This is a genomic window from Streptomyces sp. Pv4-95 (genome assembly GCF_045782725.1).
In the GTDB taxonomy this organism is placed as follows: Bacteria; Actinomycetota; Actinomycetes; order Streptomycetales; family Streptomycetaceae; genus Streptomyces.
Window position 1 is genome coordinate 4,946,443 of the sequence record NZ_CP127172.1, and the last position, 13,443, is coordinate 4,959,885.

General features: G+C 72.8%; 11 protein-coding genes and 1 tRNA gene. 4 read left to right on the forward strand and 8 right to left on the reverse strand.

The genetic code is table 11. The features are described 5' to 3' along the window. Positions 1–65: 65 nt before the first annotated feature. The 6 genes from QOM21_RS21740 to QOM21_RS21765 form a co-directional block, all read right to left on the reverse strand. Positions 66–599 (reverse strand): hypothetical protein, encoded by a 534-nt coding sequence (locus QOM21_RS21740; RefSeq protein ID WP_407552437.1) that lies wholly within the window; start codon positions 597–599, stop codon positions 66–68. An 81-nt stretch (positions 600–680) separates the two neighbouring features. Further along, complete coding sequence (pth, locus tag QOM21_RS21745; RefSeq protein ID WP_407552439.1) at positions 681–1,268, reverse strand: aminoacyl-tRNA hydrolase; 588 nt, start codon at positions 1,266–1,268, stop codon at positions 681–683. Positions 1,269–1,436: 168 nt separating this feature from the next. Continuing rightward, on the reverse strand, positions 1,437–2,030 hold the full coding sequence (locus tag QOM21_RS21750; protein ID WP_407552441.1) for a 50S ribosomal protein L25/general stress protein Ctc: 594 nt from the start codon (positions 2,028–2,030) through the stop codon (positions 1,437–1,439). A 192-nt stretch (positions 2,031–2,222) separates the two neighbouring features. Beyond that, positions 2,223–3,197 (reverse strand): ribose-phosphate diphosphokinase, encoded by a 975-nt coding sequence (locus QOM21_RS21755; RefSeq protein ID WP_407552443.1) that lies wholly within the window; start codon positions 3,195–3,197, stop codon positions 2,223–2,225. A 72-nt stretch (positions 3,198–3,269) separates the two neighbouring features. Next, entirely contained in the window at positions 3,270–4,727 is a 1,458-nt protein-coding gene (glmU, locus tag QOM21_RS21760; protein ID WP_407552445.1) for a bifunctional UDP-N-acetylglucosamine diphosphorylase/glucosamine-1-phosphate N-acetyltransferase GlmU, read from the reverse strand. Between the two features lie 121 nt (positions 4,728–4,848). Beyond that, positions 4,849–4,920 (reverse strand) — tRNA-Gln (locus QOM21_RS21765). A gap of 365 nt (positions 4,921–5,285) precedes the next feature. On the opposite strand from QOM21_RS21765, the gene QOM21_RS21770 reads away from it, so the two are divergent. Then, positions 5,286–6,755: a sensor histidine kinase gene (locus tag QOM21_RS21770; protein WP_407552447.1), complete on the forward strand. Its 1,470-nt coding sequence runs from the start codon at positions 5,286–5,288 to the stop codon at positions 6,753–6,755. Positions 6,756–6,903: 148 nt separating this feature from the next. Here the strand turns inward: QOM21_RS21770 and QOM21_RS21775 are convergent, their stop codons facing one another. Together QOM21_RS21775 and QOM21_RS21780 are read right to left on the reverse strand one after the other, a co-directional pair. Further along, complete coding sequence (locus QOM21_RS21775) at positions 6,904–7,470, reverse strand: SUKH-3 domain-containing protein (protein ID WP_407552448.1); 567 nt, start codon at positions 7,468–7,470, stop codon at positions 6,904–6,906. Positions 7,471–7,478: 8 nt separating this feature from the next. Further along, entirely contained in the window at positions 7,479–7,994 is a 516-nt protein-coding gene (locus QOM21_RS21780) for a YwqJ-related putative deaminase (protein WP_407552450.1), read from the reverse strand. A 294-nt stretch (positions 7,995–8,288) separates the two neighbouring features. Between QOM21_RS21780 and QOM21_RS21785 the strand changes: the two genes are divergently transcribed. From QOM21_RS21785 to QOM21_RS21795, 3 genes are all read left to right on the forward strand, one after another. Beyond that, positions 8,289–9,296, forward strand: a complete 1,008-nt coding sequence (locus QOM21_RS21785; RefSeq protein ID WP_407552452.1) for an SMI1/KNR4 family protein — start codon at positions 8,289–8,291, stop codon at positions 9,294–9,296. Positions 9,297–9,301: 5 nt separating this feature from the next. Further along, complete coding sequence (locus QOM21_RS21790) at positions 9,302–12,109, forward strand: SUKH-4 family immunity protein (RefSeq protein ID WP_407555749.1); 2,808 nt, start codon at positions 9,302–9,304, stop codon at positions 12,107–12,109. Between the two features lie 256 nt (positions 12,110–12,365). Continuing rightward, positions 12,366–13,427, forward strand: a complete 1,062-nt coding sequence (locus QOM21_RS21795; protein ID WP_407552454.1) for an LCP family protein — start codon at positions 12,366–12,368, stop codon at positions 13,425–13,427. Positions 13,428–13,443: the final 16 nt, after the last annotated feature.

Genomic DNA, 13,443 nt, shown 5'->3' on the forward strand with positions numbered 1-13,443 from the left:
CCCGCCCCCTCGCACGAGGGGACGGGCCGCTGCCGTCTGCCGTACCGGGAACACCCGGTGTCTGGCTAAAACCCTTGCAACGCCGCGAACGCCGCCCCCAGCAGCACCGCACCGCACAGGCCCATCACCCACGCCGTACGCCGCAGCCGCATCCCACCGGCCACCACCAGCGCGGCCAGCAGCAAGGCGCCCGCGAACGGCACCCACGCGTGCAGAATCCCCGCAGGACCGGTCCGCACCGCCTGCGCCGTACCCGGCTCCACCGTCACCTCGACGCGTTCGCCCTCGGCGGGCGCGGCGGCCTCCACGATCGACACCTTCGACCGGGTCTTGCCGTCCCCCTCGGTCGGCACATACGGACCCGTGCACCGGTCGTCCTCGCAGCGCGCCACCGTCATCGTGCCGCGCTCCTGCGCCTTGACGAGCATCGCGTACTGGGCGGTGTTCCACGACGTCCACACCCCCGCCGCCAACAGCAGCAGCGCCAACAACCCCATGAGCACCGTCCGCACGACGAGCAACGCGCCATAGGCGCTCTCACCCGCCCGCCGGGTGCGGCTGCGGCGGACGGAACGGGTGCGTGTAGTGCTACTGGGCATGGCGGCGATCCTTGGCCATCCGACAGCGGTCGGTCAACCTGTCACCTGCGGTTCGTCAGGGCCTGACCCGCGTTGTCCGGATCAGGTGTTGTACGTGCTCTGCGCCCGTTCCAGACCCTCGATCACCAGGGCCTCCACCGCGTCCGCCGCACGGTCCACGAAGTAACCGAGTTCCTTGCGCTCCGCCGACGAGAAGTCCTTCAGCACGAAGTCGGCCACCTGCATCCGCCCCGGCGGACGCCCGATCCCGAACCGCACCCGGTGATAGTCCGGACCCGAGGACTTCGTGATCGACTTCAACCCGTTGTGCCCGTTGTCGCCGCCGCCCGTCTTCAACCGCAGCGCACCGTAGTCGATGTCCAACTCGTCATGAATCACCACGATGTTGGACACCGGCACCTTGTAGAAGTCCCGCAAGGCCGTGACCGGCCCGCCCGACACGTTCATGAACGACATCGGCTTGGCCACCACCACCCGACGGCCCGTGGGCCCCGGCGCGCCGATGCGGCCCTCCACGACCTGTGCCCGAGACTTGTGCGCCTTGAAGCGGCCGCTCATCCGCTCCGCCAGCAAGTCCGCCACCATGAAACCGACGTTGTGGCGGTTCGCCGCATACTCCGGCCCCGGATTGCCCAGCCCCACCACAAGCCACGGATCTGCGTCCGTCATCTCTCCCACTCCCACAACCGCCACCACACCGAACCCCGTCAACCACCTGCCGCCCACCGCGCATCGAGCGGCCGGCCACGGGCAACTGCCCATGAAACAGCCCAACCGCCACCCCGCACCCAAAGGCGCGCGGCAGCGGCTGGACAGAGCGCTGTACTGCTACGGCAATCAGGCCTGCTCGGCCTCGTCGGCCGCCTCGGCGGACTCCTCGGCCGGAGCCTCCGCCTGCGCCGCGACAACCTGCAGCACGACGACGTCGTCCTCGACGGCCAGCGTCGAACCGGCCGGCAGGGTGATGTCCTTCGCCTGCACCGAGTCGCCGGCGTCCAGGCCCGCCACGGAAATCGTGACCGACTCCGGGATGTGGGTCGCCTCGGCCTCGACCGGCAGGGTGTTCAGCAGGTGCTCGAGCAGGTTGGCGCCCGGCGCCAGGTCGCCCTCGGTGAGGATCGGGATCTCGACGGTGACCTTCTCGCCCTGGCGGACGGCCAGGAAGTCGACGTGCACGAGGAAGCCGCGGATGGCCTCACGCTGCACGGCCTTCGGGATGACCAGGGTGTCCTTGCCGTCGACGTCCAGACGGATCAGCACGTTCGGGGTCTTCAGGGCCATCATCAGCGCGTGGCTGTCGACCTTGACGTGCTGCGGCTTGTCACCGTGGCCGTAGACCACGCCCGGAACCTTGCTCTCGCGACGCGTACGACGGGCCGCGCCCTTACCGAAGTCGCTGCGGACCTCAGCGGCGATCTTGACCTCAGCCATGACTGCACTCCTCGTATCTCAGGAAACTGCTGACCGTTACCCGGCCCACGACAGACCTGCTACGAAGAGCGCGCCGATAACGGACCAGCCGCACAAAGAAGTGCGGCCTCCCTCGCCGAGCAACTCCGTGAGTCTACCCGGCGGGAAGGCCGCCCCCAAGTCGATCAATGCCGACCTACATCACAGCTGAACTCACTGCTCCTCGAAGAGGCTCGTCACCGAACCGTCCTCGAAGACCTCGCGGATCGCCCGCGCCACCGTCGGGGCCATCGACAGCACCGTGATCTTGTCCAGTTCCAGCTCACTCGGCGTCGGCAGCGTGTTCGTGAACACGAACTCGCTCACCTTCGAGTTCTTCAGGCGGTCCGCCGCGGGACCGGACAGCACGCCGTGCGTCGCCGTCACGATCACGTCCGAGGCGCCGTTCGCGAACAGCGCGTCCGCCGCCGCACAGATCGTGCCGCCGGTGTCGATCATGTCGTCGACCAGGACGCACACCCGGTCCTTCACATCGCCCACGACCTCGTGGACGGTGACCTGGTTCGCCACGTCCTTGTCGCGCCGCTTGTGCACGATCGCCAGCGGCGCGCCCAGGCGGTCGCACCAGCGGTCCGCCACCCGCACCCGGCCGGCGTCCGGCGAGACCACCGTCAGCTTGTTCCGGTCGACCTTCGCACCGACGTAGTCGGCCAGCACCGGCAGGGCGAAGAGATGATCCACCGGGCCGTCGAAGAAGCCCATGATCTGATCCGTGTGCAGATCGACCGTGACGATGCGGTCCGCGCCCGCGGTCTTCATCAGGTCCGCGATCAGCCGCGCCGAGATCGGCTCACGGCCGCGGTGCTTCTTGTCCTGACGCGCGTACCCGTAGAACGGCACGACCACGGTGATGCTCCGGGCCGAGGCCCGCTTCAGCGCATCGATCATGATCAGCTGTTCCATGATCCACTTGTTGATCGGAGCCGTGTGGCTCTGGATCAGGAAGCAGTCCGCGCCGCGCGCCGACTCCTGATAGCGGACATAGATCTCACCGTTGGCGAAGTCGAACGCCTTCGTCGGGACCAGGCCCACACCCAGCTGGTGCGCGACCTCCTCGGCCAGCTCGGGGTGGGCGCGGCCGGAGAAGAGCATCAGCTTCTTCTCGCCGGTCGTCTTGATCCCGGTCACAGCAAATCTCCTCGAATCCCTGTTTGCGTGCGCTAATCACGGTACGCCCCGCACGGCGCACCCGTTGCACGGTCACCGCTCGCCTGCGGACTCCTGGCGAGCGGACGAAGCGGCCTGCGCAGCCGCGCTTCCGGGCCGCTTGCGCGCGACCCAACCCTCGATATTCCGCTGCTGGCCTCGCGCGACCGCCAGCGAACCCGGGGGCACATCCTTGGTGATGACCGAGCCGGCGGCGGTGTACGCGCCGTCCCCGATCGTGACAGGAGCCACAAACATGTTGTCCGAACCCGTCTTGCAGTGCGACCCGACGGTGGTGTGGTGCTTGGCCTCACCGTCGTAGTTCACGAACACGCTCGCCGCACCGATATTCGTGTGTTCGCCGATCGTCGCATCCCCCACGTACGACAGGTGCGGCACCTTGGTGCCCTCGCCGATGGAGGCGTTCTTCATCTCGACGTAGGTGCCGGCCTTCGACCGCGCACCGAGCACCGTCCCCGGGCGCAGATACGCGTACGGGCCCACGCTCGCGCCCGCGCCGATCTCCGCACCCTCGGCCACCGTGAAGGATGCCACCGCGCCCTCGCCGACCACCGTGTCCGTCAGCCGCGAGTTGGGGCCCACCTCGGCGCCCGAACCCAGCACCGTCGTGCCCAGCAGCTGCGTCCCGGGGTGCACCACGGCATCCGGCTCGAAGCCCACCGTCACGTCCAACCAGGTCGTCGCGGGGTCCACCACCGTCACACCGGCGAGCATCGCCCGCTCCAGCAGCCGCTCGTTCAGCAGCCGGCGTGCCTCCGCCAGCTGGACGCGGTTGTTGATGCCCAGGATCTCGCGGTGGTCCGCGGCCACCGCGGCACCGACCCGGTGCCCGGCCTCGCGCAGGATGCCCAGCACGTCCGTGAGGTACTCCTCACCCTGGCTGTTGTCCGTACGCACTCGGCTCAGCGCGTCCGTCAGCAGCTTCGCGTCGAAGGCGAAGACACCCGAGTTGATCTCGTGGATGGCACGCTGCGCGTCGGTGGCGTCCTTGTGCTCGACGATCGCGGTCACCGCGCCGGTCGCGTCGTCCCGCACGATCCGCCCGTAACCGGTGGAGTCGGGGACCTCGGCCGACAGCACCGTGACGGCATTGCCGTCCGCGGCGTGCGTCTCGCTCAGCGTCCGCAGCGTCTCGCCGGTCAGGAGCGGGGTGTCGCCGCAGACCACGACGACGGTGCCGTCGAGGGTGATGCCGTCGTCGCTCAGCTCCTCCAGGCCCATGCGGACGGCGTGGCCGGTGCCGTTCTGCTCGTGCTGCACGGCGCTGCGGACGCCGGGGTCGACGTCGAGGAGATGCGCCTGTACCTGGTCACGCGCGTGGCCCACGACCACGACGAGGTGCTCGGGGTCCAGCTCGCGGGAGGCGGCGACGACATGGCCGACGAGGGAGCGGCCGGAGATCGTGTGCAGGACCTTTGGGGTCGCCGACTTCATGCGGGTTCCCTCACCCGCTGCGAGAACGACGACGGCTGCCGGGCGGTTGGCGCTCACGGGGATGCCCTTCGGCTTCTTGGCTACTTCGGGTGGTGGTCACCCGAAGGATACCGGGGCGTATCGAAGCCGAAACGCGGGCGGGTCCCGACCTGGTGGTCAGGACCCGGATATCGCTGGGCTCCCCTGCCAGGACTCGAACCCGGACATAAGGCACCAAAAGCCTCAGTGCTGCCAATTACACCACAGGGGATGGTATAGAGGGTCAAACCGGACAGTGCGTCAGGCCGGCCGCTCGGCTTCCCACACTATGCCGTACCGCCGATGTTCGATGCGACGGTATAGCTCCGCACTTTGTAGCACCCGGGCCGCCGGGATACCTCGGTGACCCTCTCCTGCGTTCTTCCGGACGGCCGGGTGTCGCCGAGGTAGTCGACGCCGGTGTCGCCGGCGGGGCCGGCCACGGGAGCAGGTTGCCGTGCGGGCGTGCCGCCGGGGGCGGAAATACGGGCGATTCCATAGTTCGAGGGATATCCGGCGGTAACGGCTCGTAACGGGTCCGGTACGTGGTGGGAACTCCTCGGGGGAATGGGTGCGACCGCCCGTAGGCTGGTCGGTATGACCGCAACGGGGGCAAGTGCAGGAGCGGGTGTGAGAGGCGCGCCAAAGGCCGGGCCGTGGTGGTGGCCCCGGCGGCGAAGCGCCGTGCTGGATGTCTTCCTGGCGTTCGCCTCGACGGTGGAGTGCGTGCTGGAGGGCGCGCGCTTCGCGCAGGAGGCGCAGGTGCCGGAGGCGGCAGGGATGCTGCTCGGTGTGGTGGCGGGGCCGGTGCTGCTGGTGCGGCGGCGCTGGCCGATCGCGGTGGTGCTGGTGTCGATCGCGGTGATGCCCGCGGAAATGGGCGCGCTGCTGGGCGTGGTGGGGCTGTACACGCTCGCGGCGTCGGATGTGCCGCGCCGGATCACGGCGCTCCTGGCGGGGATGACCGTCGTGGGGACGCTGATCACGACCTTCCTCAGCATGCGGCAGGACGTCGCGTCACAGGAGGACTTCAACCCGCCGGTGTGGTTCGTGCCGGCGATGGCGGTGGCCGTGGGGCTGGTCGTCACGGCGCCGCCGGTGCTGTGGGGCCTGTATGTGGGGGCCAGGCGGCGGCTGGTGGAGAGCCTGCGGGAGCGGGCGGACGGCCTGGAGCGCGAGCTGTCGCTGCTGGCGGACCGCGCCGAGGAGCGCGCGGAGTGGGCGCGTAACGAGGAGCGGACGCGGATCGCGCGGGAGATGCACGACGTGGTGGCGCACCGGGTGAGCCTCATGGTGGTGCACGCCGCGGCGTTGGAGGCGGTGGCGCTGAAGGACCCCGAGAAGGCGTCGAAGAACGCGGCGTTGGTGGGGGACATGGGCCGGCAGGCGCTGACGGAGTTGCGGGAGATGTTGGGGGTGCTGCGCACGGCCGACGGGTCGGCCGTACGGGCTCCGGCATCGGACGCGCCGGAGCGGCTGGTCGCGGTCGCGTCGCAGGCGAAGGCGAGGTCGTCGGCGGGGGCGCAGGTGCCGTCGCCCGAGGCGGCGACGGCCGGGGCCGCCCTGCGGGATGCCGGAACGCCGGAGCCGGCGGCCGGTGAGTCCGAGGGGGAGGGGCCGTGGCTGGCGGAGCTGGGCGAGCTGGTGGGCCAGTCGCGGGCGGCCGGGATGGTCGTGGAGTTCTCGGTGCAGGAGACGGACGGCGCGATCGACGACGGGGGCGGGGAACCCGCGGACGCCGGGGATGCCGCCGGGAGCTATCCGCCGGGGGTGGAGCAGACCGTCTACCGGGTGGTCCAGGAAGCGTTGACGAATGTGCACAAGCACGCGCCCGGTGCGCGGGCGCGGGTGCGGGTGGCGCACCGGGTCGGTGAGCTGGCGGTGCAGGTGGAGAACGGTCCGTCGGCGCGTGGGGCGACCGACGCCGGACTGCCCAGCGGGGGCAACGGTCTGCTGGGGATGCGGGAGCGGGTCACGGCCCTGGGCGGCGTCTTCGTGTCGGGGCCCACGGAGGCGGGGGGCTTCCGGGTGTCGGCGGTGGTGCCCGCGTGCCGCGGAGCGGCGTAGCGCTGCCCGGCTGACGCCGCCGGTGACGGCGCTCGCTTCCGGGGGCCGTCGATGTGGCGGCGTTCCGGCGGCGCAGCGGTGAGCGCGGTGAGGGGGCCGGCGTACGGAGGCGGGCTCGTCGTCCGGTGGGGTCCGCGGGGCCCGCGGTTCAGCCGGCGAGCGTGAGGCGGCTGGGGCGGGTGCCGAGGACGAGGGTGCCCAGGGCGGCGTCGATGCTCGCGCCGAGGTACCAGTCGCCGGTGTGGTCGAGGCTGTAGACGCGGCCTTCGGTGTCGATGGCGAGGATCGCCTGGCCGGTGGGGGCGCCGTCGGGCGTGGGGATCTCTTCCCGGCCGAGGGGCGCGACGTGCGTGTCGAGGGCCCGGCCGAGGTCGCCGAGGGTGCGGGCGAGGTGGAGGCCGTGCAGGGGGTCGATGGTGAACGGGGTGGGGGCGATGTGGCGGCCCGGCCCCGGCCCGGCGATGCGCAGTCCGCCGAACTCCGCCCAGGCCTCGACCGCTGCGGGGAAGATCGTGTGGCGGTGGCCCGCGGGGGAGGAGTGCGCGCGGAGGGTGTCGGCCCAGTGCTCTGCCTGCTTTATGTCCCAGCGGCCGGTTTGCCAGCCCGCTTCCTGGAGCGCGATGTCGACGGCCGGGGGGAAGCGGGTGGATCCGGCGCGGTCGTGGGCGGGACCGGGCGCGGGGACGGCGGAGGCGCGCGGGGTGGCGGGCGGCATGGTGGCGGTCAGCTCCCGTTGGGTGTCGTGCCGCCGACGGGCATGACGCCGAAGTGGGCGAGGAGCGCGTCGCAGGAGCGACAGGGCGGGGCGTAGCTGCCGTGCCGGGGGTCGCCGTCCTCGCGGATATGACGTGCGGTGATCTTGGAGTGTTTCAGGGAGCGGCGGGCCTCGCCATTGGTGAGCGGTTTGCGGGAGGCGCGTTTGCCGCGGCCGGCTTCCACGGATGTCAGGTGGCGGGAGAGCAGGACGGCTTCGGGGCAGCGGCCGGTGAAGCGCTCACGCTGTGCGGTGCCCAGGGTGTCGAGGAAGTCCTGGACGAGCGGGTGCAGGGCGGGGGGCTGTTCCGCCTTGCCCGCGGTGCAGGTGAGGGTTTGTCCGCGTACGGACAGGGCCGCGCCGACGGTGGGGAGGATGCCGTCGCGGCGGTGGCGCAGCGCGGGGGCCCGATCGGCGTCGGCGGTGCCGCTCCAGCCGATGCGGGGGTCGCCGTTGGCGGCGGTGTGGTGCGCGGTGGTGCTCATGGTCGTGCTTCCCTCCCTGCAATCCCCCGGTTGCGGGGTCAGCCTGCCAAATGTGCTGGGCGTTGCGGTAGTCGGAGGTGCTGTCGGCGATGTCACTGGGGTGTGACAGTCCGTCTGCTGCACGGGCAACAGGGCTGGTGGGCGGGGTGGTGCGCGGGCGGGTAGGGGGCGCGGGGCCGGGGGGTGACGGCGGCGTGTCGGCGGGCTGACGGGCAGGGGCGGCCGCGGGGGGAGGGTGTTGCGGCACGGCATAGGCTGTGCGTCAAAGCCAGCTTCAGCCAGGGGGCAGACGCGATGACGACAGGTCGGCTCGGGCTGGGGGCACTTCCCGGCCCTCAGGCCGGGGGGCAACCCGCGCCACCGAACACCGCCTATGCCGGGCAGGTCGTGCATTTTCCGGATCCGGTCCGTGCCGCGAGGTACCCCGCAGGGGTGCGGATGGACGGGAGAGGATTCCCGGAGTTCTCGCCGTACGCGCGTGCCGCGGCGGAGATCGCCGAGCCGCCGGAGGGTTTCGGGGTCGACGAGCTGCGGCTGACGGACTACGTCTCCGCGAATGCCGCGCTGCACGCCCAGGGACACGAGCTGTGGGTGGACGTCCCCGCGGTGGCGACGCCGCACGGCTGGACCTGGCACCACGTCGCGGGTACCCGGCGGATGGAGCTGGTTCCCGTCGAGGTGAAGGCGCTGCTGCGGCATCACGGCGGGCTGGCGACGACGGCTGTGGAGCACGGCAAGCGGGGCACGCGGCCGTTGCAGGAGACCCGGCCGGTGCACTTCAAGCTGCCGCTCCGTGACCTGTCGGTGGGTGAGGAGCAGCTGGCGCAGGCCGAAGAGGCGCTGGGCTACCGGCTGCCGGGTGCCTACCGTGCGTTCCTGAAGGCGGCGGGCGGGTGCGCGCCGGTCGGCGCGGCCCTGGACGCGGAGTTGGGACTGCTGATCGACCAGCCGTTCTTCACGGTGCGTGACGACGCCGCGGTGAACGATCTGGTCTACGTGAACAAGTGCCTGCGGGATCACTTCACCAAGGACTATCTGGGAGTCGCGTTCGTGCAGGGCGGTGTGGTCGCGGTGAAGGTGCGCGGCGAGGCGCTGGGGTCGGTGTGGTTCTGCCCGTACGACGATGCGCGTGATCAGGACGGCTGGTCGGTGCAGGAGCGGGTGGAGCGGCTGTTGTTGCCGTGCGGTGCGGACTTCGACGAGTTCCTGCAGCGGTTGGCGGGAAATCCGCCGGAGTTGGACACCGTGGCGAACCTGATGGTGGACGGCGGCTTCGCGCGCGCCGTTCCGGTGGAGGGGTGAGCGCGATGGTGACGTTCGCGCAGGCGCAGGAGCGCGCGGAGCGCTGGGTCAACGGCGAGGTGCCGGCGCCGCAGCACCGCGAGGTGCGGGTGCGTGAGTTCGATCTGGGCTTCGTGGCCTGGGCCGAGGACCGGGAGGGCGGCCCGCGCGGTGACGGCGGCCGCAGCCGGCTGGTGATCGCGCGGGACAGCGGCGAGACGACGCTGTGGCCCGGGCTGCCCGTGGGCGAGGTGATCCGGCGGTACGAGGAGGAGTACGGCTCCGCGGCGGACGCCGGGTACGGCGCGGCCGAGCCGCCGCCGCAGCGGATCGATCTGGAGGCCACGTCGTTCCTGCTGACCCCGCCCGAGTGGTTGCAGGAGGCGGCGGACGCGATCGGCATTCCGGACCGACGGCACGGGGGCGCGGCGCCGGCGGCCGCGACGCCCGAGGCCCCGGCCGCGTCGGCCCCTTCGGGTGCCGCGGACGCCTGGGCGGACGTCAACGTGAACGCTCCCGGAGCGGAGGACGGTCTGGTCGACGGCGGCTCCGGCGCGTTCGCGCGGGCCGATGAGGCCGGCGCGGCGCCGGGCCCTGCCGCCGGTGGACACGGTGCGGCGGACGCGTCCGGCGAGACGCCGTGGGCCGCGGCGGACACCACCGGCGGCACGGGAGCCGACGACCGTTCGGTGGATCTGCCCGCGACGGTGTTCGCGCCGCCGCTCGCCAATCTCGACGAGAACGACGACGTTCCGCCGCCGCGCACGCGGCCCGAGGCGAAGACCGAACTGCTGCGCGGCGGCAGTCAGTTGCCGCGTACGCAGGTCTCGCCCGCGGTGGAGGTGCCGGGGGCCGGCGGGCCGGAGGGCCAGGGCGGCCCAGGAGGGCCGGGCGGGCTGCCCGTCCCGCCGCCGATGCCGCCCGCCCCGCCGCCGCTGCCCGATCTGCCGCCGCCGTCCGGTCCGCCGGCCGCCGATGTGCCGCCGCCCGAGGGTGCCGGCGTGCCCGGCCCCGGAGTGCCGCCGCCCCCTGGCCCGCCCGGCGCCGGCGTCCATGCCGCGGCGACGATGCTGGCGGACGGCTCCTCGCTGCCCGGCAACGCCGGGGGGCCGCCGCCTCCCGGTGCGCCCGGTGTCCCCGGCGCCCGGGGCCAGGACCCCGCGAAGATCGCGGATGCCGCGACGAGCAAGGCGGAGGTGCCTGCGCCCGGCCCCACGCCGCCCGGCCCCGGCGCGTCCGGTGCGCCGGCCGGTGGCTACGTACCGACGCAGATGGTGTCGCAGCTCGACGCGGCGGACCTGGACCTCAGTGCGGTGGACGGCCCCGGCGACGCCGACGCACCGGGCTCCGGCGGTGCCGCCTCGGACGGTCCGGCCGGTGGCGGGGTGCACGCGGCCGCGACGATGTTCGCCGACGGCGCGGCCCTGCAGAACCAGCTCGCGGGCCAGGGCGGCTCCGGCGGTCCGGGCGGAGCGGGCGGCCCAGGGGTGCCGCCGCCGCCCTCGCCCCCCGGGGTGCCCGGTGCGCCCAAGCCTCCTGGGCCGCCCGGCAGGCCCGGGGCCGCGGGCAGCCGTGGCTCCGGTCAGGGCGGTCCGCCCCCGCCGCCGTCCGCCCCGCCCGCGCCGCCTGCCGCAGGCGGTGGCGGGGTGCACGCCGCGGCGACGATGCTCGCCGACGGTGCGGCGCTGGAAGGCCCCGGTGGCCCCGGTATGCCGCCGCCGGCCGGGCCCGTCGGCCCGCCTCCCGGCGCACCGGTGGCCCCGCCGGCTCCGGCCCCGCAGGCCCCGCCCGGTGCGCCGGGTCCCGGCGGCCCGGGTGCGTACGGCTATCCGCCGGCGCCCGGCGGCCTGCCGACCGTCGGCCCCGGCTACATGGCGGTGCTGAGCTACCGCGCGCCGGACGGCTCCGAGCAGAAGATCGTGCGTCGCTCGGCGCCCGGTCTGCCGCACCCGGAGTGGCAGCTGCTGCACGAGCTGCGGGGGATGAACATCCCGCCGCAGCAGGTGCTGGAGCTGCACACCGAGCTGGAGTGCTGCGATCTGCCGGGCGGCTACTGCGCCCGGATGATCCGGGACAACTGGCCGCAGGTGCGGATCAGCCACACCGCCGCGTACGGCAGGGACCATGTGTCGCGGCAGCAGGGCGTGCGTCATCTCATCGAGCATCAGGGCGAGTTGCACCAGGTCGCGGACGGGCCGGCGCGGCCCGCTCCGGTGCGGGCGCCGTTGCCGCATCCCTCGCAGGTGCAGCAGGCGCCGCCGGTGCCGCCGCAGGCCATCGGCCAGGAGCTGGAGCAGTCCTTCGGCCCGCAGGCGATCTTCCGCTTCGATCAGCGGGCGGTCTCCCGGCACGGCGTACCGGACGTGGTCGCGCAGACGCTGGTGTGGGCCGGGCTGCCGGTCGACTTCGGACCGTTCTTCTGGGCGCAGGCGCAGCCGGGCCGCCCGGTGCCGACGCTGGCGGAGCTGGCGGCGGAGCGGATGGTGCAGCCGGCGTCGGACGCGGGCTCGTATCTGGTGATGGGCAACGACTTCGGCCGTCAGCTGTGTGTGCAGTACGGCACGGCGAACATCGTGGCGATCCCGATGGAGGGCGGCCCGGGCGGGCAGCCCGCGGCGCCGCAGTTCGTCAACTCCGGGCTGCCGGAGTTCGTGCGCTGCCTGGCGATGCTGGGGCGGATGTGGCGGCTGCGGTTCGGGCTGACGCCCGAACAGGCCGGCCGCTGGACCGTCGACTTCCAGGCGCAGCTGGTGGCGCTCGACCCGCCGGCGCTCGGCTCGCCCGAGACCTGGTGGTCGGTGCTCCTGGAGCAGATGTGGGACGGGCTGCTGTAACGCCCGCCCTCGGGAGCCGGTGACGGGCGGTGGGAAGAGGCCGCCCGTCCCGGCACCGGCTTCCTCGGGACGGCCGGTCCGACGGGGCAGCCCGTTCGGCAGGGGCCCGCCTGCCTCGGCGAGGGCGGGCCCGCCGCCGACGGCCCGCCAGATCTCCCCGCGCGCCGTGCTCCTGACGGGTGGTCCGCCCTCACTCGTACGGCTACCTGCCGCTCTTCCGCCTGCGGGCCGGAGCGGGCGCCGCGATCATGCGTACATGGGTCAGCCGCCACCGCCGTCGTCGACGACGCTGTACCGCGCCGGGCGGAGGCGTCGCAAGGGACGCCGGCATCCGTCGGCGCCCGGCGGGCGCCACACCTGGTCCTGGCCCCGGCGGATCCTGGTGACGCTGCTGGTGCTGGTCGTGCTTGTGCTGGCCGGCACGGCGGTACTGTACGTGTGGGCCGACAGGCAGGTGCGCCATGTGGACGCGCTGGGCGACTACGCGGGACGCCCGGCCGCGGGCAAGGGCACCAACTGGCTGCTGATCGGCTCCGACAGCCGGGCCCGGCTGACACCGGAGCAGCGGCGGGAGCTGCATGTCGGCAACAGCGGGAGCCGCAACACCGACACGGTGATGCTGCTGCACTCCGGCGACCACGGGCCCTCGCTGGTCAGCCTGCCCCGCGACAGCTACCTCCCGGTGCCGGGGTACGGCAGGGGGAAGCTCAACGAGGCCTACGCGGACGGCGGGCCGAAGCTGCTGGCCCGGACCGTCGAACAGGCCACCGGGCTGCGCGTCGACCACTACGCCGAGGTGAACTTCCTCGGTTTCGTCCAGGTCGTCGACGCGCTCGGCGGGGTGACGCTGTGCCCGGACAAGCCGCTGCGGGACGAGAAGTCGGGGGCGGACTTCCGGGCGGGCTGCCAGGAGATGAACGGCACCCAGGCGCTGGCGTACGTACGCGCCCGTTACAGCGACCCCGCGGGCGACCTCGGACGGGTGAAGCGGCAGCGGCAGCTGATCAGCGCGGTGGCGAGCGAGATGCTCGGCCCGGGAGTCCTGCTCAACCCCTTCCGGCTGGTGCCGGTGCTGGATGCCTCGCTCGGCGCGGTGACCGTGGACGAGGACTCGGGCGCCTGGGAGCTGGCCGGTCTGGGCTGGTCGATGAAGGGCGTCGCCGGGGGCGACGGCGCGGCGACGACGGTCCCGCTCTCGGGCTCCGGCGTGTCCGTGCCGGGCTCCGGATCCGTGCTGCTGTGGGACGACATCGGGGCGCGGCGACTCTTCCGCGCCTTGCGCAACGATGAGCCAATTCCGACTTCCGGCGACAATTGACGCATCCTGGTGGGGT